The 21,778-nt window shown below is 70.1% G+C and carries 21 protein-coding genes and 3 pseudogenes; 8 read left to right on the forward strand and 16 right to left on the reverse strand.

The genetic code is table 11. The features are described from left to right. Window positions 1-59: 59 nt before the first annotated feature. The 3 genes from ACFWBF_RS17025 to ACFWBF_RS17035 all read right to left on the reverse strand — a co-directional run bounded on the left by ACFWBF_RS17025 (window position 60) and on the right by ACFWBF_RS17035 (window position 3,313). On the reverse strand, window positions 60-893 hold the full coding sequence (locus tag ACFWBF_RS17025; protein ID WP_385601749.1) for a serine/threonine protein kinase: 834 nt from the start codon (window positions 891-893) through the stop codon (window positions 60-62). A gap of 45 nt (window positions 894-938) precedes the next feature. Continuing rightward, window positions 939-2,144, reverse strand: coding sequence for a DUF4185 domain-containing protein (locus ACFWBF_RS17030; RefSeq protein ID WP_385601752.1), 1,206 nt, complete (start codon window positions 2,142-2,144; stop codon window positions 939-941). A gap of 125 nt (window positions 2,145-2,269) precedes the next feature. After that, a complete protein-coding gene (locus ACFWBF_RS17035; RefSeq protein WP_385601755.1) occupies window positions 2,270-3,313 on the reverse strand; it encodes an NAD(P)-dependent alcohol dehydrogenase in 1,044 nt (347 codons plus the stop codon). A 162-nt stretch (window positions 3,314-3,475) separates the two neighbouring features. On the opposite strand from ACFWBF_RS17035, the gene ACFWBF_RS17040 reads away from it, so the two are divergent. Further along, complete coding sequence (locus tag ACFWBF_RS17040) at window positions 3,476-3,709, forward strand: hypothetical protein (RefSeq protein WP_385601758.1); 234 nt, start codon at window positions 3,476-3,478, stop codon at window positions 3,707-3,709. Between the two features lie 126 nt (window positions 3,710-3,835). After that, a complete protein-coding gene (locus ACFWBF_RS17045) occupies window positions 3,836-5,083 on the forward strand; it encodes an NAD(P)/FAD-dependent oxidoreductase (RefSeq protein ID WP_385601761.1) in 1,248 nt (415 codons plus the stop codon). Window positions 5,084-5,151: 68 nt separating this feature from the next. Here the strand turns inward: ACFWBF_RS17045 and ACFWBF_RS17050 are convergent. Continuing rightward, a pseudogene (locus tag ACFWBF_RS17050) lies at window positions 5,152-5,325 on the reverse strand (CorA family divalent cation transporter); the annotation flags it as partial. A 254-nt stretch (window positions 5,326-5,579) separates the two neighbouring features. Between ACFWBF_RS17050 and ACFWBF_RS17055 the strand changes: the two are divergent. After that, the gene (locus tag ACFWBF_RS17055; protein ID WP_385601764.1) at window positions 5,580-5,939 is read left to right on the forward strand and encodes a hypothetical protein; all 360 of its coding nucleotides are present in this window, start codon (window positions 5,580-5,582) and stop codon (window positions 5,937-5,939) included. A 32-nt stretch (window positions 5,940-5,971) separates the two neighbouring features. Then, window positions 5,972-7,090, forward strand: a complete 1,119-nt coding sequence (locus tag ACFWBF_RS17060; protein ID WP_385601767.1) for a caspase family protein — start codon at window positions 5,972-5,974, stop codon at window positions 7,088-7,090. A 9-nt stretch (window positions 7,091-7,099) separates the two neighbouring features. Here ACFWBF_RS17060 and ACFWBF_RS17065 read toward each other — a convergent pair whose 3' ends face one another. Next, window positions 7,100-7,303 carry a hypothetical protein gene (locus tag ACFWBF_RS17065; protein WP_385601770.1) on the reverse strand — a complete coding sequence of 68 codons (204 nt, stop codon included), beginning with the start codon at window positions 7,301-7,303 and terminating at the stop codon, window positions 7,100-7,102. A 284-nt stretch (window positions 7,304-7,587) separates the two neighbouring features. Next, window positions 7,588-8,633, reverse strand: a pseudogene (locus ACFWBF_RS17070) (serine hydrolase domain-containing protein). Window positions 8,634-8,835: 202 nt separating this feature from the next. On the opposite strand from ACFWBF_RS17070, the gene ACFWBF_RS17075 reads away from it, so the two are divergent. Next, window positions 8,836-9,858: a phosphotransferase gene (locus ACFWBF_RS17075; protein WP_385601773.1), complete on the forward strand. Its 1,023-nt coding sequence runs from the start codon at window positions 8,836-8,838 to the stop codon at window positions 9,856-9,858. Here ACFWBF_RS17075 and ACFWBF_RS17080 read toward each other — a convergent pair. The 7 genes from ACFWBF_RS17080 to ACFWBF_RS17110 all read right to left on the reverse strand — a co-directional run bounded on the left by ACFWBF_RS17080 (window position 9,855) and on the right by ACFWBF_RS17110 (window position 15,523). Beyond that, complete coding sequence (locus ACFWBF_RS17080) at window positions 9,855-10,940, reverse strand: glycosyltransferase (RefSeq protein WP_385601776.1); 1,086 nt, start codon at window positions 10,938-10,940, stop codon at window positions 9,855-9,857. The genes ACFWBF_RS17075 and ACFWBF_RS17080 overlap by 4 nt on opposite strands. Continuing rightward, window positions 10,937-11,551, reverse strand: a complete 615-nt coding sequence (locus ACFWBF_RS17085) for a hypothetical protein (RefSeq protein WP_385601779.1) — start codon at window positions 11,549-11,551, stop codon at window positions 10,937-10,939. Before ACFWBF_RS17085 ends, ACFWBF_RS17080 begins: the two co-directional genes overlap by 4 nt. Beyond that, window positions 11,548-12,444: a PIG-L deacetylase family protein gene (locus tag ACFWBF_RS17090; RefSeq protein ID WP_385601782.1), complete on the reverse strand. Its 897-nt coding sequence runs from the start codon at window positions 12,442-12,444 to the stop codon at window positions 11,548-11,550. The genes ACFWBF_RS17085 and ACFWBF_RS17090 overlap by 4 nt, the downstream gene beginning before the upstream one ends. Then, the gene (locus ACFWBF_RS17095; RefSeq protein WP_385601785.1) at window positions 12,441-13,172 is read right to left on the reverse strand and encodes a glycosyltransferase; all 732 of its coding nucleotides are present in this window, start codon (window positions 13,170-13,172) and stop codon (window positions 12,441-12,443) included. The genes ACFWBF_RS17090 and ACFWBF_RS17095 overlap by 4 nt, the downstream gene beginning before the upstream one ends. Continuing rightward, window positions 13,169-14,053, reverse strand: coding sequence for a phosphotransferase (locus tag ACFWBF_RS17100; RefSeq protein ID WP_385601788.1), 885 nt, complete (start codon window positions 14,051-14,053; stop codon window positions 13,169-13,171). The genes ACFWBF_RS17095 and ACFWBF_RS17100 overlap by 4 nt, the downstream gene beginning before the upstream one ends. 23 nt (window positions 14,054-14,076) lie before the next feature. Then, window positions 14,077-14,937 (reverse strand): glycosyltransferase family 8 protein, encoded by an 861-nt coding sequence (locus tag ACFWBF_RS17105; protein ID WP_385601792.1) that lies wholly within the window; start codon window positions 14,935-14,937, stop codon window positions 14,077-14,079. A gap of 193 nt (window positions 14,938-15,130) precedes the next feature. Further along, entirely contained in the window at window positions 15,131-15,523 is a 393-nt protein-coding gene (locus ACFWBF_RS17110; protein WP_385601795.1) for a hypothetical protein, read from the reverse strand. Between the two features lie 166 nt (window positions 15,524-15,689). Here ACFWBF_RS17110 and ACFWBF_RS17115 point away from each other — a divergent pair, with 166 nt between their 5' ends. Both ACFWBF_RS17115 and ACFWBF_RS17120 read left to right on the forward strand, forming a co-directional pair. Then, a complete protein-coding gene (locus ACFWBF_RS17115; RefSeq protein WP_385601798.1) occupies window positions 15,690-16,964 on the forward strand; it encodes a Tat pathway signal protein in 1,275 nt (424 codons plus the stop codon). A 23-nt stretch (window positions 16,965-16,987) separates the two neighbouring features. Continuing rightward, window positions 16,988-17,536, forward strand: coding sequence for a GNAT family N-acetyltransferase (locus ACFWBF_RS17120; RefSeq protein ID WP_385601801.1), 549 nt, complete (start codon window positions 16,988-16,990; stop codon window positions 17,534-17,536). 67 nt (window positions 17,537-17,603) lie between these two features. Here the strand turns inward: ACFWBF_RS17120 and ACFWBF_RS17125 are convergent. Further along, a pseudogene (locus ACFWBF_RS17125) lies at window positions 17,604-19,282 on the reverse strand (relaxase/mobilization nuclease domain-containing protein). Between ACFWBF_RS17125 and ACFWBF_RS17130 the strand changes: the two are divergent. Further along, window positions 19,248-19,412 (forward strand): hypothetical protein, encoded by a 165-nt coding sequence (locus tag ACFWBF_RS17130; RefSeq protein WP_385601992.1) that lies wholly within the window; start codon window positions 19,248-19,250, stop codon window positions 19,410-19,412. The pseudogene ACFWBF_RS17125 and the gene ACFWBF_RS17130 sit on opposite strands and share 35 nt — an antisense overlap. Before the next feature lie 334 nt (window positions 19,413-19,746). Here the strand turns inward: ACFWBF_RS17130 and ACFWBF_RS17135 are convergent, their stop codons facing one another. Together ACFWBF_RS17135 and ACFWBF_RS17140 are read right to left on the reverse strand one after the other, a co-directional pair. After that, the gene (locus ACFWBF_RS17135; RefSeq protein ID WP_385601977.1) at window positions 19,747-20,229 is read right to left on the reverse strand and encodes an SMI1/KNR4 family protein; all 483 of its coding nucleotides are present in this window, start codon (window positions 20,227-20,229) and stop codon (window positions 19,747-19,749) included. Window positions 20,230-20,605: 376 nt separating this feature from the next. Beyond that, entirely contained in the window at window positions 20,606-21,769 is a 1,164-nt protein-coding gene (locus tag ACFWBF_RS17140) for a magnesium and cobalt transport protein CorA (protein WP_385601804.1), read from the reverse strand. Window positions 21,770-21,778 lie beyond the last annotated feature (9 nt).

The raw sequence follows: 21,778 nt of genomic DNA on the forward strand, positions 1-21,778 counted from the left end.
CGATGCACCGCACCGGACACCGCGCCCCGGCAAACCTTTCCGGCCACAGCACTAGAACCTCACGATCGCGCCCCCGACAGGACGGGCGTCCCTCCGCGGGGCCGGGGTGGCAGCAGGGTCAGGTGTTCCTCCCCGACCAGGCCGAAGCGCAGCGCGAGCGCGACGAGCGCCTCCCGTTTGCCGTTGCGTCGGCTGCAGCGCCCCGGGCCTTCGGCCGGTTCGGCGAGGCGGAGCTTGTCGCCCGCGAGGTAGTCGATGTGCGAGCTGACCGCGCGGGCCGACAGCTGTCCGAACTCCGGGTGGCTGCGCAGCCGTTCGACGACCTGGGGCGTGGTCGGGACGGCGATGGCCGACTCGTCGCGCAGCCGCGGCTCGCACAGCGCGACCAGCACCAGGAAGTACGCGGCGGTCTCGTCCAGGGAGTACGCCGTGAGCGTGCGGGTTCCCCACGGACCGCCCACCCCGGGACGGTCGAGGTAGAGATGTCCGGGCGCGAACACCTGGAAGCTGACCGCCGCCCCCCGCCCGGGCAGCACGACGCGGGCGAACTCGAAGGGGATCGGAGCCGCCGCCCGGCGCGGCGGCACCCTCAGGTACTCGCCCGCCCCCTCGGGGTTCTCCACCAGATAACTCTGCGTCGGGCTGTGGTTGGTGAGCTGCCAGTGGTCCTGGGTCACCCGGATCTCCCCGGCGAGCCGGGAGACCGCGGGGTCGCAGAGCCGGAGCTCGACCGGGACCGTGTCCGAGCCCCGGCCGAACCGTACGACTTCCCCCGGCCCGAGCCGCATCGTCACACCGAGCCCGGCGCGGGTCCCCAGCCCCACCCCCGCCCCCGCTCCGTCGCCGTAGGCCCCGGTGGTGTCCCCCGGGACGTGGATCACGACCCCGCTCATCGCCATCCCCTCCTCCTCGTACGCCTCGTACGCTTCGTCGTCCCGCTACGGCCTGATGCCGTCGTACTGCAGCACCCGGTAGGCCGACTTCCCCACCACGTCCCACTGCGAGACGATCAGGGTCAGGGACGTCGGGCTCGCGCTGCCGGGGTGGATGTACCCGCCGTAGAGGAAGGGCAGCTGCGGCCTGCCCCAGTGGTGCGGCGGGCGGGCATCGCCGACGACCTGCGGGGTGGGGGCGCTCCACCCGGCGTCCGGCCGGGGCGCGGTGCGCGTACAGATCGAGTAGTCGTCGACGTCGAAGTAGCTCATGCAGTACGTCCCGCCGATCCGCTTGACGGAGAACTCCCCGATGTTGTGCCCGGAGAGGATGGCCGACGGTCCGACCGCCGTGGTCCACTGCCAACGGCCGTCGAGATGGGCCCAGTTCTGCTGGGCGCCGAAGTTGCCGGCACGGAACTCGTCGGGCCGGATGCGGAACAGCTGGATCGCTCCGCCGTCGCCCCGATTGCGGTGACTGCCGTTCCAGCGCTTGGAGAAGATGTACAGCCAGCCGTCGGGGTCGATGCCCGCGAAGGACCACATGCCGTACATCGACTGGTTCGCGCCCTGGACATCTCCGGGCCAGTGGTACGGGTAGTCGTTCCAGGTGATGCCGTAGTCGTCGGAGTAGGCGACGCCCGACATCAGGGAGCCGTCGTAGCCGTGGGGCGGATCCCAGGTGGTCACGGAGGTGTACTGGATGTAGGTGCGGCCGCCGAATTCGATGCAGTCGTTGGGGATCCGGCTGGTCTCGTAGCCGAAGCCGTTGTCCTGGTTGTGCTGGTAGTCGAACAGCTGCCGGGCGTCGCCGCCGGTGGGCATGGCCCAGGTGAAGGAGATCGGGGTCCTGCCCGAGGCGTCGAATTCGGCCTGGTTCAGCATCACGGGGCAGCCGAGGGTGGGACCCCCCAGGGCGGGCTCGGGCCATGCGTCACCGAAGACGTAGCCCCAGGTGTTGTCGTGCTCCCGGTGGTACGGGATGGCCAGGTCGCCGGAACCCAGTCCTTGCGCGCCGGCGGAGTCGCCGGGCCGCTCGCACAACGGCGTACCGGTCTGCAGCAGCCGCGCGGCCGGGGCCCGGCGGCCGACGGCGACCGCGGTTCCGGGGGCGGCGCCGAGCAGCCCGGCCCCGAGGGCGAAGCCCATGCCGGTCTTGATCGCCGCCCGACGGGTGGTGTCGTGGCGTTCCGGCTGCGAGGGGATGGGCATGGTGAGATCCTCCGTGGGTGTCGGGGGCCGGGACCCGTCGTCCCTTGAAGCGTGGCCCCCGCACGGAGTATTTGTAGAGTAAGTTTCTAGACAATTATTCTAGAAAGACGCCGTGAGGGCGCCGTTCAGCTCAGGGTCGAGACGTCGATCGCGAAGCGGTAGCGCACGTCGGAGGCGAGGACGCGCTCGTACGCCTCGTTGATCTTCTCGGCGGGGATGACCTCCACCTCGGCGCCGATGCCGTGCTCCCCGCAGAAGTCCAGCATCTCCTGCGTCTCGCCGATGCCACCGATCAGCGAACCGGCGTACGACCGCCCCTGCATGATCAGCGAGAACACGCTCAGCGACAGCGGCTCGGCGGGCGCGCCGACGTTGACCATCGCGCCGTCCACGGCCAGCAGCCCGAGGTAGGCGTCGAGGTCGAGTACGGCGCTCACCGTGTTGACGATGAGGTCGAAGGCCCCGGCGAGCGTCTCGAAGGTCTCGGGGTCGCTGGTGGCGTGGTAGTGGTCGGCGCCCAGACGCAGGCCGTCGTCCATCTTCTTCAGCGACTGCGACAGCACGGTGACCTCCGCGCCCATCGCGTGCGCGATCTTGACCGCCACGTGGCCGAGGCCGCCCAGCCCGACGACGGCGACCTTCTTGCCGGGGCCGGCTCCCCAGCGGGCCAGCGGCGAGTACGTCGTGATGCCGGCGCACAGCAGCGGCGCGGCCTCCTCCAGTGCGATGGTGTCGGGGATCCTGACGACGAAGTCGTCGTTCACGACGACGTGCGTGGAGTAGCCGCCCTGCGTGAGGGTGCCGTCCTTGCCGATCGAGCCGTAGGTGAGGGTGTTGCCCTTGAGGCAGTACTGCTCCCTGCCCGTACGGCAGTTGGCGCACTCGCGGCAGGAGTCGACCATGCAGCCCACGCCGACCCGGTCACCGGCGACGTACGCCGTGACCTCGGGGCCGACCTCGGCGACGACGCCCGCGATCTCGTGGCCGGGCACCACGGGGTAGGTGGCCTCGCCCCATTCACTGCGGGCGTGGTGGATGTCGGAGTGGCAGATGCCGGTGTACTTGATCGCGATGAGGACGTCGTGCGGGCCGACGTCGCGGCGCTCGATGGTGGTCGGGGTGAGCGGATCGGTCGCCGATGTGGCGGCGTACGCGTTGACGGTGAGCATGTCGTCTCCAGTGGTCGGTATGACAGCGCCCTCCACAAGCCTCCCGCGCGTGTCACGGCTCCGCCACGCCACACCGACAGCCGCACGGCGCCGCCGCCGCTGAACAGGCCGCGCTCGCGCCATGTAGTCATTAGGTCGACGCAGGGTGACAATCAGTGCCGGTTGGGGGAGACCCCGGAGCTGACCCGGACCGCGTCAGACGCCACAGAATCCACGCCGCAGGGCGCGCTCCTCGAGACCGGAGCCGATCCCGACCCCGACCCCGATCCCGACCCCGATCCCGACCTGTGGCTGCTCGGCGGCGCGGGCGTGCTGGTGGCTGCCGGTGCGGGCACCCTCTTCGCCGCACGCCGAACCCGTGCGGACGACGGCGTCGGCGATGGCGCCGCGACCTGACCGGGCGATCAGGCTGATTCACGACCCGATCCGCAAACTCTTGACAACTGGTCATGTACCTGACTGCAGTGGGCGCTGCGCCACTCCCATGAACGGCACCACACCCCGAAGGGAAGCGATCAGCGCATGACCAAGCCCGAGAGCACGGGATACGACTACGACGTCGTCATCAGCGGAGCCAGCCTCGCCGGCAGCGCCGCGGCGATTCTGCTCGCTCGACGCGGTGTCCGCGTCGCACTGCTGGAACGCCGCTCGGACCCCGACGCGTACAAGGTGCTGTGCACCCACTCCCTCACGGCCAACGCCTATCCGGTGCTGGACGAACTCGACCTCGTCCCTGCTCTCGAGAAGGCCGGAGCCGTCCGCAACGAGGCCCGCTGGTACACCCGCTGGGGATGGATCGAGCCGAGGGCGGCGCCGGCGGGCCCCGAACTGCCGTACGCGTACAACATCCGGCGCAGCACCCTCGACCCGCTGATCAGATCCCATGCGGCGCAGACCCCTGGCGTCGATCTGCTCCTCGGCCACCACGTGACCGGTCTGGTCCGGGAAGCCGGGCGAACTGTGGGGGTGCGCGCGTCGACCCCACAGGGCGAGCGTGAGATCCGGGCGCGCCTGGTGGTCGGCGCCGATGGCAAGGACTCGGCCGTGGCGAAGTTCGCCGAGGTCCGTGCCCGGCAGTACGAGAACGCGCGGTTCGGCTACCTCGCGCACTTCCGCAACCTTCCGCTGCACGGCGGGATCGGCCAGACCTGGTTCCTCGAGCCCGACATGGCGTACGCGTTTCCCAACGACGACGGGGTGACGGTCCTCGCGGTGCTCCCGGACAAGAAACGGCTGCCGGCCTTCCGGGAAGACCTGGAGGGCAGCTTCCTCTCCTTCGTCCGCGCCCTGCCCGAGGCACCGCCCATCGACTCCGCCGAGCGCATCACCAAGATCATCGGAAGTGTCAACTACCCCCTCATCAGCCGCGAGCCGACCGCGCCGGGCGTCGCGCTCATCGGCGACGCCGCCCTGACGGGCGATCCCCTGTGGGGAGTGGGTTGCGGGTGGGCTCTGCAGTCCGCGCGATGGCTGGCGGAGGCGGTCGCCCCGGCCGCGACCGGCCGCGGCGACCTCGCCCGGTCCCTCGCGGTGTACGCACACAGGCACCGGCGCCAGCTGCGTGGCCACCAGTCCCTGGCCGCCGACTACGCCAAGGCCCGCCCGTTCAACCCCGGGGAGCGGCTGATGTTCTCGGCGGCGGCGCGCGATGAGGCGATGGCGCGGCACATGTATCTGTTCGCATCCCGCCTGATCGGCCCGTCGCGCTTCCTGAACCCCGTGGCACTGGCCAAGGCTTCGGCCGTCAACATCAAGCACCGCGGGGCATGACCGACACCCCTCCCACGTGACTCCCGCTCATCAAGTGCGCCGCGGCGAAGGCGGTCGCACCCTGTCGCCTACAGCCAGTCGCGCTTCTTGAAGATGACGTACAGGCTGACGCAGACCACAGCCATCAGCAAGATCGCGAAGGGGTAGCCGCCTGCCCAGTGGAGTTCGGGCATGGTGTCGAAGTTCATGCCGTAGATGGTGCCGACCAGGGTGGGGGTGAAGAGGATGGCGACCCGTGAGGAGCCTTGAAGTCGTCACCTTCGCGGCACGAACCTGCGGCAATCGATGGGAGAGGCCTTCTGACCTGCGGCTATCCGCCCTTCAGGCTCCTTCGCCGTGCTGACTACTGATGCGGCTAATCCTCCCCAGCGGCTCCCCAGCCGAGCCTCATTCTCCCCAGCGCCTGAGGGAATGAGCCAAACGCATGCCAGGAGGCACGCTCTGTCGGACGATGGAGGTGCATAGGAGCACGGACAGCTGGAGACAGGGGAGAGGCATGCGCGTTGACGTACGGGTGGCGGCCGAGGCTGACGAGTTGCGCTCACTGCACAACTGGCTCCGGGCAGACACGGACATCCGCAGGTCATCCTGGCTGACACTCCAGGAACAGCCTCCCGAGCCCGGGCAGATGGGCGGCTTGGTGGATGTCATCCAGTTGGTAACCGACAACGGGTGGAGCGCTGCCTCCTTCGTTGTCGCATTGGCCGCTTGGAAGCGAACAAGGCCCCAGGACCCGCGGATCGAGATCAGGCGGGGTGAAACCGTGATCGTTCTTACGCAGTGTAATGATGGCGAGATCGACCGTGCCGTCCGAGCTCTTGAGGCTCCGGCTCCCGATGATGCCCCAGACGCGTGAGTGCCCTTCCCGACCCTGGTGCGACCCGAGCTGTGCTGATAGGCACGAGTCGCTATGACCACCTTGAGCAACTGCCGGCAGTGTCCAACAATCTGACCGCTTTGGCCGCGACGTTGGCAGAACCCTTCTCGTGGGGGTTACCGCCGGAACACTGCGTGACCCTCTCCAACCCCACAACTGCTGAAATGACCATGGCTGCTGTACGGGCGGCAGCCGAGCAAGCGCGTGACACCGTGCTCATCTATTTCGCGGGTCATGGGCTGGTTGACCCGGAGAATGATCTCTATCTGGCCTTGCCGCAGTCCAGGCAGCAACGGGTCGAGACCGGGTTGTCCTATCGCTGGCTACGGCAGGCGCTCCTGAACGGCCGGGCCGAGCGATGTGTCGTCGTCCTCGACTGCTGCTATAGCGGCCTTGCGCTGGGGTCGATGGGCGGACCAGTAGACCTGGCCGATCAGGCATCCGTGGAGGGGACATTCCTGCTCGCTGCTGCGGCAGAAACGCGTACAGCACTTGCCCCACCAGGTGAGCCGTTCACTGCCTTCACGGGAGAGCTCCTGAATGCCCTTCAGGTGGGCATACCACACGGCCCTGAGTTGCTGGAGTTCGGTGCGCTGTACCGACACATGCGCATCAGTTTGGCGGCCAAGGGGCGTCCCGCACCCCAGGCGAGAGACAGGAACACGGGAGCGCAACTAGCTCTCGGCCGTAATCCTGCGTACCTACCTGCAACGGGGTCTGCTCCTCCCGCTGGCAAGAACCATGCGTCAGAACACTCCTGGCCCAACCCCTCGGATATTCGCACTGTCAAGGGCTTCTTTAAGGCATTGTCAGACGTTCGCGTCACGAGCGGCCTCACCCATCAACTGGTCAGCCGACGTTCTGGTGGGCGCGTCTCAGCTGGCACCGTCAGTCGGCTCTTGAACCGCGAGAGCCTGCCCAGGACCTGGCAGACCACAGCGGCGTACCTGTCTGCCTGCGGCCTTCCAGATGCACAGGTCGCCGAGTGGCAAGCCGTGTGGATGCGGCTGCTGGCAGAGACGACGATCGAGGCGGCTGCTCAGGCCGCCCCACGACCGAGCCACGACCATAGCCCCACATTGATAGAGCGATTGGCAGGGAGACTATCCCGACGAAACGGCCGCAGTTGAGATCCCCGTTCAGGGAGTAGCTGCGGCAGTCGGGAGCGGCTGCTGCGGAGCCGGAGCCTCGCTGTCATCACCAAAGATCGTGTTCCAAGCAGCGATGGCCAGCAGCGCAGCCACGACAATGACGCCCGTCGCAGGCTTCTTCACCTGCTTGACGGCTGACGGCCGCACCCAGTGCCCTGCCCGGTAGTAGGGCTTGTCGCTCTTCTGCGCCACGGCGCTCTCCCCCGAAACGAGACTGCTTCTCTACACCTTTGCCAGTGTGGCAGCGTCCAGCCGAACGAGGGGGCAAACGATTACGTGCGGCCGATTCTGAACCGCCCGGGTCCGGTTCCACCGGCTGGCCAGGGGTGAAGCCAATCACCCTCGCCGCGGATGACAGCTATGTCAGCCAGCCTTGTCGACAGCAGTTGCCGTTGCGGTATGGCGGCGGAGGGAATCCTGCGGTACTACCTGCTGAAGAGAAGTGCCCTGGTGAGCACGTGGGTCATTCCGTCCACCTACGATCCCTGCGCGTTCTCAGCGGCGAAGACGGCCGCTCGGAAGACACTGCGGATCTCAGTCAGGGGCTCGCGGTCGCGGTTGAAGCGGAGCTTGTTGGTGAGGAGGGCGGCCCAGCGGCCCTGGGCCGGGCTGATCCACATGCCCGTGCCGGTGAAGCCGTAGTGGACCCAGACGTCCTCGGCGGGGGTGGTGCCGGGGGCGGGGTGCCAGAAGAGGCCGCGGGCGGGGGTGAGGACGCCGGTGTGGATGCGGAGGGAGTCCTTGGTCCAGGTCGCGCCGAAGGCGGCCTGGGTGGGGGCGAGCATGTGGCGGAGGAAGAGGGTGAGGTCGTCGAGGACGGAGAAGGTGCCGGCGATGCCGCAGACGCCGCCGAGGAGGCGGGCGGAGAAGTCGTGGGCGGTTCCCTTGAGGTGGGTGCCGGTGGTCTCGTCGTACTCGGTGGGGGCGCCTCGGTGGTGGGGAGGGGGCCGAAGCGGGTGTGGGTCATGCCCAGCGGGTGCCAGACGCGGTCGGTGGCGAGCCGGTTCAGGGGCTGGCCCGAGAGGTGTTCGGCGAGGTAGCCGAGGACGAGGGCGGCCCGGTCGGTGTACTCGACTGCCTCGCCCGGCGGGCGGTGGAGGGCTTCGTGGAGGACGCCGTCGCGGATGTCCTGGGGGTCGGTGCCGTAGAGGTTCTTCAGGTTGGCGCGGAGGGGCAGGCCCCCGGTGTGGGTCAGGAGGTGGTGGGCCGTGGCCCGAGCCAGGGGGTGGCCGGCGACATCGTCCCAGAAGGTGCCCAGAGGGGTGTGGAGGTCGAGCTTGCCCTCTTCAGAGAACGTGCCGATCGTGGACCAGACGGCGAGGATCTTGGTCAGGCTGGCTACATCGAAGACCGTGTCCAGCCGCATGGGCTCGTCGGGCCGGTCGGGGTCGAGGAGGCCGACGGCTCCGCTCGCGCGGATGCCGTCGGCGTCCCCGACCGCCCACACCGCGCCGGGGTAGACCTCCTCGCGCACGCCGGTCTGCAGGATGTCTTCGATACGGGCGGTGGAGGGCGTGGTCATGGTCTCCCGATCGTCGTACGGCCGCGGGTGGTCCGTCGGTCAGGTTAGTGAGGCCGCCGGGGCGGTTCCGGCTCCGCCACGGGCAGAGTCAGGTGAGCCGATGATGGAGGGGGATCCTGGCTCGCATCTCCCTCTGCCTCTCTGCGGGGACCTGTGTGACGAAACCGGGTGCGAGATTCGGCGTCGGCGTACCGTGCTCGGGATGACGGATACGACTCGAGAAGATGGTCTGGCAGTAGTGCTGCCCGCTCTGTCCGACGCGTTCGGACTGGGCGCGGTGAGTGATCGGCGGTTCCTTGCCCATGGCCTGATGAACCGGAACTGGCGGCTCGTGACGGCGACAGGGGCGTACGCGCTCAAGGAGATCATCGACGTTCCTCTGCCGAAGGTTCGTAGGAACCTCGCGGTCCTCGTGGACCTGGCCCGTGAGGGCATCCCGGTGCCGGCGCCGCTGTTCGACGCCGGTGGCGACCTCGTGGTGGAAGTCGGTGATCACGGCTACTGCGTCCTGCCGTGGGTGGACGGCGAGCACCTTCAAGGGACGGACCTCCCGCTCGACCAGGTCCGCGATCTCGGTGCTCTCCTGGGCCGCCTACACGAGGGCCTGCAGCGGCATGGGCCCGGCCCGGTCCCGGAGCAAGCACCGGTTGCGAAGGTCCGTGATGTGGCCGAGGCCGACCGGGCCGCCGCTGCTCTCGCGAGTCGCCTCCCGGCCGATCCGGTCACCGACTTGGACAAGGCCGCCGCTGAGGCCCTGCACAGCCGCCGAGGCCTCCTCGCCCGGTACGCCGGTGCCCGACCGGACGGCGAGGTGCCGGCCGGGCCGTACGGGTGGACGCACGGCGATTTCCAGTACCGCAACCTGCTGCGCCGCGACGGCCAGGTGGTGGCAGTACTGGACTGGGACCGGCTCGGGGTCCGTGCGTACGGGGAGGAGGTAGCGCGGACCGCGCAGGTGCAGTTCGGGGTAGGTGGTGTCTTCGACCTCGACCGTGTCGCCGCGTTCTGCTCCGGGTACCGGTCCGTGATCGATCTGTCCGAGGGCGACCTCGCCGACGCGGTGAAGCGGCTGTGGTGGAAGCGGCTGACCGACTTCTGGCAGCTGGAGTTCTACCTCGACCGCCAGGACCCCACCTTCGGCGAGATGTTCCTGACGGACGAGGCACTGCTGAACTGGTGGACCGACCGCGCCGACGAGGTGCAGGCCGCCTACGCGGCCCGTTAGCCGGCGGCGGCTGCCGCCGGGATGAGCCCGGCGGCAGCCAGCTCGGGCAGGCACGGCCGGACCAGCGGCGCTGCCCCGGCGAGGGCCTTCGCGCCGAGGCCGGCCCGGTCAGCCGTCTCGATCGCCTGCACCCAGGCGTCCACGTTGTCGGGGTGGAGGATGATTCCGCCGTCTCTCACCGCCTCGCGAATGCCGCCGCGGGACGAGCCGATCGTGGGGACGCCGTGGAGCCCGGCTTCCACGATCACCCGGGGGAAGGCGTCCTCGACCTGGGAGGGCACGAGCAGCAGGTCGTTCGCGGCGTAGATCGGGCCCATGGCGTAGGTGCGGGGGACCCAGTGCACGTTTGGGTACGCGGTGAACTCACGGGCCGTGTCCCACCAGCCCTCGACGAGGGTGAACCGGAGGGCGGGCAACCGGCGGATCAGCTGGTGCAGGAGGGCCGCGCCCTTGGCGGGGATGGGGTTGACCATCAGCACGCCGCCGGGGACGCGGGCGGCTGTGCCGTGCCCCGCGGCGAGGAGGGGCCCGGCGCCTTCGGCCGGCGCGAACGGCGGGTAGAAGACGACCGCCTTCGTATCGGCGTGGGCCTGGGCCCGTCCGGCGACGAACTCCGACGTGGCGAGGGCGACGTGCGGTCGGCCGTGGAGAATGCCCATGCTGTTGGCCGAGACCGAGTGCAGCCACCCGGCGACCCGCGAGGACCGGCGGGCAAGGACGGTGAGGTCGGCGGCCCGTTCCTGCGAGGTCACCACCAGCTCCGGCCGCGCCTCGGCCAGGAGGCCCTTCAGCGTCGCTTCCACCCTGTCCTGCGGCACTGCTCGGCACGAGACGCCGTTCCACTGGTAGCGGACCTCCCCGCCGGCCTCCTCCCACACGGTTCCGTGGGCCCGGAGGTGGGCGCGCAGGTGGCCGATCTGGGCGGACCCGTTCCAGGGGGCCTCGTGGCTGCCGAGGTAGACGACCCGCCAGCCGGCCCGGACGAACTCTTCCGCCAGGAGCTGCTGGGAGACCTCCGCGCCCCCGATCAGCAGCGGTGGTGGGGTCCGCCGCCATACGAACACCACCGTCGGGCCGGTCACCGGACAGCAGTCCAGTACGTGAAGAGGGCCTGCACGACGGCGGCCGTCTCCTGCCGGTCGCCGTCCCCGGAGGCGATGGCCAACTCCGCAGTCGCTGGGCGGCGGGCCGGGCGGTAGAAGTAGTCGCGGAAGTGCGTGAGGAAGGCGGGGTCGTGGAGGAAGTAGTCGGGCTCGACCTCGTGGTGTCCGGCCGCCTTGCGCCGCAGGCGTAAGAGCTCGGGCGTCACGTCCAGGTACAGGGTGTGGTCCGGCCGCAGGTACGGCATCTCCTCGACCCGCTGGCACAGTTCGGGCAGGACGTTGAAGCCGTAGATCTCGTCCATGGCGTGGGCGTGGGCGAGGAGGGTGTCGACGGTCCGGTCCAGGACGACCAGCCCGCCGTGGCGGCGAGCTGCGTCCACGCGCTCGCCCTCGATCTCCATGAACGTCATGAACGCCTTCACCTGCTCGTCAGCCGACCGGGTGGAGGGGGTGGGGATGTCCTCGCGGCGCGCGAACGACTTCACATAGCAGGAGAAGAACAGCGCGTCCTGCATCGCCGCCACCCGGCGCAGCCGCCCCAGGGCAGAGGTCTTGCCCCCGTACGAGGGGCCTTCCAGGCCGAGGATCACCACGACCTCCCCAGCCGGTAGAAGCGTTCCGCGAACTGGCCCCGCGGACGGCCGTCCGGGTCGGGCAGCAGGTTGGCGGCGACGGTGTGGGCGTGCCGGATCGGCCGGTACATCTTCCGCGCGGGGTGCATCTGCGAGCCGTGCATGTGGAGCAGAGTCACCTTGTCCAGGACGGTGCCCGTGATGTCCTCCAGTTCCGGATCGAGGATGTCGCGTACCCGCTGCCGGAACAGCTGCCGGTCGCATCCGGACAAGGCGTATGTGGACCAGAAGGCGGCGTCCTCCCAGAACCACCGGCAGCCCAGGCGGCGCGCCGCCTCGTGGACGGCGAGGTGGTCCGGGTGGCGGGTGACGGCGGCCGGGGCGAGCAGTTCCGCGTCGTCCATCCCGTCCAGCACCTCGGTGAGCTGGGAGGTGATCCGGTCCACCTGCGCGGGCTCGGGTGCTTGGTACGGCTTCTCGGCGTCCTCGTGCCCCAGACCGACCCGGGCCGCTCCCAGGGGCAACAGGGACTGGGCGGCTTCGCGGTCGCGGAGTCCGGAGACCGCCTCCACGCTGTTGTAGGCGCTTTCGAGGGAGGGGTGGACGCTGCGCGAGCGGGTGAAGACGGTGACCACGGTCAGCGGTCGGGGACGGGCGAGGAAGGTCCCGGAGGCGGACAGGACAAAGTCGTCGTGGTGGGGTTCGATGACGACCACCGGCCGCCCAGATGGCCTGCGCGGCTCGATCCAGTACGGCGCGAGGGTCAGCGGCGCCGTCAGCGTCATGATCTCCTTGGCCCCGGTCAGGGAGTCCATCCAGGCCCGGTGCGCGGTCAGGAGGTCGGTGGGGAAGGTGTAGATGCCGTCGGCGTCCGGCAGGGGAAGGCGGGTCACCTGAGGTTCTCCGATCATCGGACGGTTGTGGCGTACCAGTTGCGCCAGAAGCGGGGCGAGGTCAGGCCGAGGCGGACGATCAGCGGGTTCTGCCACCAGAGCATCCGGGCCGTGGACCAGGCGTCGCAGCGGCGGGTGGAGGGCCGCACGCGGAGGTCTTCGAGGACCGCGACGGGCCCGCCCGTGCGGCGGCCGTAGGCGGTCAGTCGGGCGAAGAACTCCATGTCCTCGCTCATGAAGTAGTCCGTCCGGTAGCCGTGTATGGCCTTGAAGGCGTCCCGGGTACAGAACTGGTTGACTCCCTGGGCACCCCCGTGGCGGGCGCGGTGGTGGTCCCAGTAGGCGCAGAGCAGACGGGCCCCGAACCGGGCGGGGGTGTAGAGCGGTGGGATGGCCCCACCGACGGCTCCGGCGTCCATCGCGGCCACGGCGGCGGTGATCCCCTCCAGCGGCAGGGCCACGTCGGCGTCGACGAAGAACAGCATCCACCCTTCGGCCTCGCGGGCTCCGCTGTTCCGGGCCAGGCCGATGCTGCGGACGGGCTCCGGCACCACCCTGGCCTCCAGTTCCTTCGCGACGGTCGCGGTGTCGTCGGTGGAGGCGTTGTCCACCACGATCACCTCCCCCATGAGGCCGGAGAGGGCTTCCCAGGCCCGGAGGGAAGCGAAGACGGTGGGCAGGTAGCGGGGCAGGTACTCGGCCTCGTTGTACGCAGGGATGATCACCGACAGATCGGGATCGGTCACAGCACGGTCCTTCCTGATTGAGGGGACAGGGCAAGGTGCAGGCGGGCCGCCCAGGCGTCGCGGTCGCGGCCCTCCCGGTGGGCGGCGTACGTCCAGCCGCGTACGGCTTGGAAGGCCACGTAGGCGTCCAGGAGCCGGGTGTCGACGGGCCGTCCGTAGGCGGCGGCCACGAACACACGGTCGGACGGCTCCAAGGCATCGCAGGTCACGAGGGTCTGAGCGAGGTCGTACTCGGGGACCTCCACGGTCGCGGCCTCGAAGTCCACGAGGTAGTCGGGGAGGCGAAGCCGGCCGTGTTCGCTGGCGGTGAGGCGTCGGTCGTCTCCGCGGACCACGTTCTCCAGGTGGAGGTCTCCGTGGCACCACACCAGCCGTTCCACGCGGGCCCCGGCTGCGATGACTTCCAGGGCGGGCGCGAGCCGGGCGAAGACCTGTTTGGGGCAGTGGGTGGCAAGGGTGCTGACCTGCTGGCCGATGCCCGGCGCCAGGGGGATGCCGGGCGGGGCCTTGGTGCTGTGGAAGGCCGCCATCAGCAGGGCGAGCCGCAGCAGGGCCGCCGGACGCGGGATATGCCCGGCCCGGACGGCGTCGCCCAAGGTGCTTGTCCCGGCATCGGCGGTGACGAGGGCGGAGACGGTCAGGACGGGAACGGGTCCGTGCCCGATCACGGCCGGTACCCGCACCCGCCCGGCGGCGGTGACTGCGGCAAGGAGGCGGGCCTCGTCGGCCGCTCCGTGGGTGGTGTCGGCTGCGAACAGCTTGACCACCACCGTGCGGCCGTCGGCGAGACGGACGCGGTAGACGGCCGTCTTCGGCCCGCGGCGGACCCGGACAGTCTCGGCCGGAGCCGACCCGGCCAGCTCCGCGCAGGCCCGCTCCACTGCCGGGAACGTGCCGCCGCCGGTCACCGTACGCCCGCCCCGGCCAGGTGCCGCAGGGTGCGGTGCATCTGCTGCCGGTAGGAACGTACGTCCTCGGTGCCGGGGCACGAGCGCATCCACGGCTTGTGGCCCCCGACGAAGTGCACCACGTGCCCGTCCCGGCGGGTGACCGGGCGGCGGAGGACCCTGCGGACCCAGTCCCCCCGCTGGAGGAACCGGTCCACCTCGAACCGGTTGAACACCGGCCCGACCGCGTGAGCGGCCCCGGAGGACAGCAGCCAGAGGTTCAGGGCGCACTGGTCGTTGTGCTTGATGTACTGCCGCCCGCGGACCAGGGCCCGCTGGACCCCGGTCCGCATGGGGGCGAGCATCGGCGCGGGGACCCACAGCATCCCGGCGTTGAAGTAGGTGCGCCCGACCAGGTGGGGCCAGCGCTCGGCGACCCCGGGGAGTGCCGGGCACTGCCCGACGGCCGGGTTGAACTCGTCCTGCACGGCGCCGATCCGGTCCGCCGGCAGTCCGTCCAGGGGCGCGGAGACGTCGCCGCGCACGTGTACGTCCGCGTCCACGTAGATCAGGAACGGCCGGTCGAGGAAGCCTGGGGTGAACCCGAACCTCAGGTAGGTGGCGACGGAGATGTAGGCGGTGTCCGCCATGACGCTCTCGGCCGGCGGGGTCTGCCAGCGCAGGTCGAAGGAGCCGAACCCGCAGCGGCGGGCGAAGGACTCCATCACGGCGGCCTGCCCCGGGGACAGGCCGTTGGTCAGTACCCGTACCGCGCTCTCGCGGCGGTCGGCCACCGGCAGGTGGTCGGCGACCGACCCGAGCGTGACCAGGGCGGGCAACAGGTAGCGGGCATCGACGCACATGCCGATCGCGTACACGCGGGTGCCTCCAAGGCGAGGTTCGACGGGGCCCGGCGCCGGGCCGGGGCACGGTGGCCGCCTCCTCGCCCGTATGTGGAGGAGACGACCGGCCTCACCGGTGTCGGTGGGGCGCTGTTGTCACCTGCCGCGGCCGGGCAGATGGAGGGCTTCCGGCACCGGCGCCTCCGGGCAGGCCGGCGCCGGAAGCGGTTCAGGCATGCCGCAGGAGGTCCGTGTACCGGGCGAGGTGGGCCACCGACTTGGCCAGCAGCCGCAGCGCAACCGCCGGATCGCTCCCGCAGTCCCGGGCGACCTTGCGGGCGAACCGCACGGTGCTGGCCGCGATGTCCTTCTCCCGGCTCTCCGGCAGCAGGTCCGCGTACCGTTCGGCGGGTACCGCGAGGCTGCGGACGTGCCCACGCAGCCGTTCCCGCAGCCGTACGGCCACCTCCCCGGCCGGTTGTTGGGCGGCGAGTGTGAGGGCGGCCTCGACGTCCCCGGCGACGGCGGCAGTCGCAGAGGTGATCGCGGTCTCCTGGCCGGCGGAGGTGACCGTGGCTGCCTCGATCGGTACTGCTGCCACTTCATGCGCGAGTACGGTCACGATTCCGCTCCCATCCGGCTGCTGCCAGTTCGGCTGTGTGGACAAGTAACCCGCGACCGAGCCGCGTTGGACATGACGAATCGGCTCGTGCCTACTCGCGTGACCACTGACGAAAAGTCCCGGCCTCCGCTACCTCGGATGTCGGCCCCACCCCTACCGTGGCTGCATGGTGCGGAAGCGGAACGCGGAATTAGAGACCTGGATGAAGGAACACGGGCTCAGTGCGGGCGCTCTTGCCGAGCAGGTCAACGACGCCATGGCAGACCTCACAGGCCACCGAGGCGCCGTCACCGAACGGACGGTCTACCGGTGGCTGTCGGGAGAGAACCGCTCGCCCCAGGATCGCCAGTGGCAGGCCCTGGAGGTCGCCTCCGGGCTTCCCGCGACCGACCTGGGGTTCGTGCCCCGTGCCCGCCCCCGCCCCACCACGCCCTCAGCACGACTGGAGGACCCCGTGCTTGGCCGTCGAAGCTTCATCTCCGTAGCCACCGGCGCCGCCGTCGCCGTGTCCACCGGCGCTGCGACCGCAGCCCCCCGACCCACCGTCGGGCACTCCGACGTCGACCGCCTGCGCGTCCTCCTGGCCGAACTGTGGCTCCTGGACGACCAGAACGGCGGCGGCCCTGTGCTGGAGAGGCGCGCCGCCGACCTCGCTGCCCGTACGCTCAGCCTCCAGCAGCACGGTTCCGCCAGCCAGCGCGTCCGCTCCCGCCTCTACGCCGTCGCCGCGTCCTTCACGGCCTTCGCCATGTTCTCCGCCATCGACGCCCGCCGGCTGGGTGAGGCTCAGCGCTACCTGGAGCAGTCCGTCACCCTCGCAGGGCTTTCCGGAGACGGACAGGTCCAGCACCAGACCTGGCGGTACGCCGCCATGCTCGCCGGACAGCGGGGCCGGTACGCCGACGCCCTTGCCGCGGCCGAAGCCTGCACCGGCACCCGGGCGCACCGCACCGACCCGTTCTACGCCTCGCTGACCCACTCCCGCATCGCCCTGACCGCCGCCAGCCTCGGTGACAAGACCCGGGCCCTCCGTGCCCTGGACCGGGCCCACGGTGCCTACGACCGGGCTGATCCCGCCGAGGCCCGTCCGTCTTCCGTCGCCTTCTACACCCGGGGCGAACTCCACGGCTTGACCGGCATCACCCACTACCGGCTCGGCGAAGCGGAGAAGGCCGAGTTCCATGCCCACCGGTGCATCGCCGACCTCCGCGACGACCAGCACCGCAACCGCGCCTACTACCTGTCCCAGGCGGCCCTCGCGCAGGTCGCGCAAGGCGACGTCGAGCAGGCCGTGGCCACCGCCACCCGCGTCATCGCTCCGACCGGCGCCGACTCGGGCCGGGTCCCCCATCTCTTGGGCAGCTTCACCTCCGCACTCAACCAGGCGGCCCCCAAGTCCGCCGTCACCCGCCAGTGGAACGACCGCACCCGCACTGCCTGAACCGTCACGCGACAAGGAGCACCATGCCCGCCCCGGAGATCACCCTTCACCGCTACGGCACCGATCAGCTGCCCACCATCCGCCCCACCCTGGTCGGTGTGTACGCCGAGGTGTACGAGAAGGAGATCGGCGAGGACCCGTTCTTCTCCGTCGACCGCTTCGAGGGTCGTCTCACCGGCCACTCCTCCCGCCCGTCCTGGGAGGCCGTGGTCGCCTACGACGGTGGCGAGGCCGCCGGCTACGCCTACGCCGCGGCCCTGCCCCAGAACACCGGCTGGTGGGCCCACATGCTCCAGCCCCTTCCCGAGGCGGACACCACCGAGGACGGTACCCGCACCCTCGCCCTCTTCGAGATCATGGTCCGGGCTCCCTGGAGGGGCACGGGCCTGGCGCACCGCATCCACGAGGAACTGCTGGCCGGTCGCACCGAGGAACGCGTCACGCTGCTCGTCGAGCCCGGCCACCCGAAGGTGAAGGCCCTCTACGAGGGTTGGGGGTACCAGCACATCGGCGACCAGCAGCCGTTCCCCGACGCCCCGGTGTACACCACCATGCTCCGCACCTTCGGGTAGCGGCAGTCTGCCTACGAGCCGGATCTGCGGCCCGGGTTGGGTATCCCGGGTCGTAGGTCTTCTTCGGTCAGCGCCGCCGGGCTGCGCCGCTCAGTGGCTTGATCGCCGGGTGGGTGCCGGGCGCTGAGGGCATGGTGTTGCGGCTGCCTCCTGTAGGCGTGTTGCCCAGGTGTTCGACGTCGGCGGGCAGATGAGCGCTGCGGCGCAGGCGCCAGACGAGGACATCGCTGATGGAAGTGGCGGAGTCCAGCTCCCGGTGCCGGGTGGCTTCGGCAAGGAGGGCGGCCGTGTCGTGGCCGGCGGCCTAGGCGTCGGCGAGGGTGGCGGCCAGGGCCGGCCATCCGGGCTCGGCCAGGATCTGCTCGGCATGGTCGGGGACGGCTTGGCGTAGAACTGTCACTTGTCGGCGCCGTAGGGGCTGGGGCAGGAGTAGGCCTCGCCGGTGGAGCGCGGCCATGGGGTGAGCTGCGGCTGCCCGGTAGGCGGCGCGCAGATGCTCGGAGGCTCGACCGGCGGCCTCGGCCTGTTGGGCTTGGTGCTTCTTGGCGTGCCATTTGGCCGCCGCCGCGACGGCGACGAAGAACACCATGTCGATGAGCATGGCTGTGCTCGCTCCGTCCTCGCCCCGGCCCAGGGCCCGCCCGCTGTGGACGAGGTCGTGTGTAGCCTGCCGGAGGGCACGGTCGTGGCCGCGTTGGGCACGAACGCGGGAGCGGGAGGCCCGCTCGAACGCGCGAGCCGCCTCTCGCAGCTGCTCACGGGTGTGGGCGGCGGAAGCCTTGACGAGCGCGTCGAAGAGCTCTGCTGCGGTTGCGATCTGCGCGGCGTCCTGGCCGTCGTCGCCGTGATCGATGATGAAGAGCGCCTGCCAGGCCGCTGCGGTGGCACGGCGACGTGCGAATGCAGGCCCAGTCACTGGTGGCAGGGTGGGGAAGTCCTGAGCGTCTTCGTCGTGGTCGGCGGGGGTGTGCCAGCGTTCGCGGATGTGGGGCAGGGAGAGGTCGGGGGCAAGCTTGGATCCCGAATAGAAGACGGGCTCGTCGTGCTTGTTGCGGTCGTGGGGCAGAGCCACGGTGTAGCCGAGGAGGTCCCCGGAGGGCGCGACGCGCCACCCTATGAGGAGACCTGCGTCGGCGATGCGGTCGAAGAACTCCTCCTCGCTCTGGGCGCCGGCCGCTGCGCGTCGGACATTCTCGCGCAGTTCCTCCCTCGGAGTGCGCTCCCGCTGGTGACGGTCGGCTTTGTGGTGTTCGGCGCTGGTGGGGCGCTGGGCTGCGGCTCCGTCGCCGGTGTTGAGACGGCGCAGGCCGTAGTCGGCTTCGATAAGACGGGCTTCGGCCTGGGAGCGTTTGGCTTCGTTGTGGCGGCGGGGCCGGCGGCCGTCCTCGCGGACGGTGGTGGCGATGATGTGGATGTGGTCGTCGGCGTGGCGGACGGATGCCCAGCGGCAGGCGGCGGTGTCGTCCTCGGGGGCTTGCCGGTGGCGGCGACCATGCGGCGGGCGATGTCGCCCCACCGCTCGTCGCTGAGGATCGGGTCCTCGGGCGCGGCACGTACGGACAGGTGCCACACGTGCTCGGTGGGGCGCCGCGACTTGGGCAGGGCTTCGACGGGCTGGTCGAGGAGCCTTTGAAGGTCTGCGTAAGTGGCTTTCGGGTTGCGTCCGGGGTCGGGGACGAAGCTGTCCCAGGCCGCCACGAGGTGCGGGTCGGTGTGTTCCTCGTGGGTGCCGGGGCCGCCGACCATCACCCTCGACAACTACGCCCACTTCATGCCGGAGGCCGGCGGCAAGGGACGCGCAGCCATCGACGCACTGCTCGGCACGGTGCCCGAGGACGTAGCTGAGGGCCTCGTCTCCTCTCACGGCAGCATCTGAGGGCCCGTACCGACAGCGGTCGCCTGCGCCCGGCAATGTTCCAGCCCCGCCGTCACCTCCGCCTGGCCCGGGCCGTCCTCGGTCGCCAGGAGTTCCCCGGCCGTAACCATGGCCGCCCAGAACTCGGGAGGTGAGCCGCGCCCGTTCCGGAACCGCGTTTTCGCGAAGAACAGGAAGATCTTTGTGAGTTCCCCGCTACGAAACCACCCGAGAGCGGCCCCCATGCCCCTGCCGTGGGGACCGTGCCGAAGAGGAGGGTTCGGCGGTGATCACTCGCGTCCGATCGAGGTTTGTCCGGCGATCGTGGCCGGTCGTGCAGGTGACGGCGCCGGGGTCAGTGGCAGAGCCCCATGATGGTGTCGTCGAAGTCGGGGAACTCCTGGGCCGCCAGCTCGATCACGGCTGCCGCCGACCGGCGCCGGTTCGGTGCGAATCCTTCGGCGATGGCTGCCAACTCCGGATTGGGGCGCGCGTTCCAGTCGGGTTCGTACGAGGTGGCTGCGTCCCAGGGGCCGAAGCCGTCGGCCAGTAGCCACAGGAAGTCGCCCAGGTCGCGGGCGACGACACCGGTCTCGCCCTCGGAGCCGAGGAAGACGACGGGCTGCTCGGCCAGTGGTCGGCTCGGGCGGATGAGCCAGATCGCCGCGTACCCGCCCGTGCCGTCCTGTCCGAACACGCGGAAGTCGCTGCCGTCCAGCTCGCTGTTCCCGGTCCATGCCTGGAACCAGTCGGTGGTCTCGGCAGCGGACAGGAAGGCCGGGAAGGGCTCGAAGTCGACCCCGTTCTTCCCGTCGGCATAGTCGAATCGAACGGTCATCGCAGTGGCGAGCGCGGCGGGGAACTGGCGGTCATCGGTGGGCTTCACGGAGACAGAGTAGACACGGGGTCGGACACCGACGCCCTACGGGCAAGGTTGCTGGACGAATGCCGGTTTGTAGTCGTCGGGGGGAGACAGGAGAGACCTGGTCGCGACAACGGGTGGCCCAGCATCTGCTGTGCCACCGTTGTCGTTACCCTCCGCAGCCGCGGGCAGTTGAAGGTGGTCGGCGGTGCGGGAGGGTCAGCCCCAAGGTGCGGATGAGTACCCAGCATGGGCGGGCTGCGGATTCTCCCCAGATTCTCCCCAGGGGACTCTGGGGGCCACTTTCAGACGTTCGCAAGAGCTAAGTTGATCAACGGTGCTGGTGTGCGGTCTACAGCCAGTCGCGCTTCTTGAAGATGACGTACAGGCTTACGCAGACCACAGCCATCAGCAAGATCGCGAAGGGGTAGCCGCCTGCCCAGTGGAGTTCGGGCATGGTGTCGAAGTTCATGCCGTAGATGGTTCCCACGAGTGTGGGTGCAAACAAGATTGCCGCCCAGGAGGAGATCTTCTTGATCTCCTCGTTCTGTTCGAAGCCGGCTTCGGCCAAGGCGCGCATTTCGGCGTTCTGTTGTTGGGAGACCAGGGTGGCGTTGACCGTCAGGATTTCCGTGAGGGCCTGGCGGAAGCCGTCCACGCGTTCGCTGGTGTGGGTCACGTGGTCGGCCACGTCGCGGAGGTAGCGCTGGAGTTCCTCGTCCGTGCCGTACTTGGCGAAGCCGGCCATCAGGCCGTGGAGCATGCCGACCAGGGGGCGGGTGGCGCGCTGGAACTCGACCATTTCGCGGGAGAGTTCGTAGATGCGGCGGGAGACTTCCGGGTCGCCGCGGAAGACCTCCGTCTCGATTTCGTCCATGTCGTTCTGGACGCCTTCGACGACCGGGGCGTAGCCGTCGACCACCGCGTCCAGGATGGCGTACAGGGCGGCCTCCGGGCCCAGGGAGAGGAGTTCCGGGGATTCCTCCATGCGGCGGCGGACCGCGGAGAGGTCCGGGGCGGCGCCGTGGCGGACCGTGATCAGGAAGTCCGGGCCGACGAAGATGTGGAGCTCGCCGAAGTCGACCTCCTCGAGCGCGTCCAGGTAGCGGGCCGCGCGCAGGACGACGAAGAGGGTGTCGCCGTAGCGTTCCAGCTTGGGGCGCTGGTGGGCTTCCAGGGCGTCCTCGACGGCCAGTTCGTGGAGGTTGAACTCGGCGGCCAGAGAGTGGAGTTCGGTTTCCGTCGGGCGGTGCAGGCCGATCCAGGCCATGCCGTCGGGCTGATCGCGCAGTTGCCGGAAGGTGTCCGCGAGGGTGGCGGGGGAGGCGACCCGGCGGCCGTCGCGGTAGACGGCGGAGTCGATCACGCTGCGGTGGTTCGCGGGGGCGGGGCTCGGCGGGGCGGGCTGCGGGGACTGCGGCGGCGTGCCCGGGGGTCCCGGGGGCGGGGAGGCGGGGCGGCGCCACCCCGCGCGCTTCTCGGGCGGCGGGGGGCGGCGGTCTGGACGCTCCGACATCGCAGGTCA

Source organism: Streptomyces sp. NPDC060028 (assembly GCF_042736725.1).
Classification (GTDB): domain Bacteria; phylum Actinomycetota; class Actinomycetes; order Streptomycetales; family Streptomycetaceae; genus Streptomyces.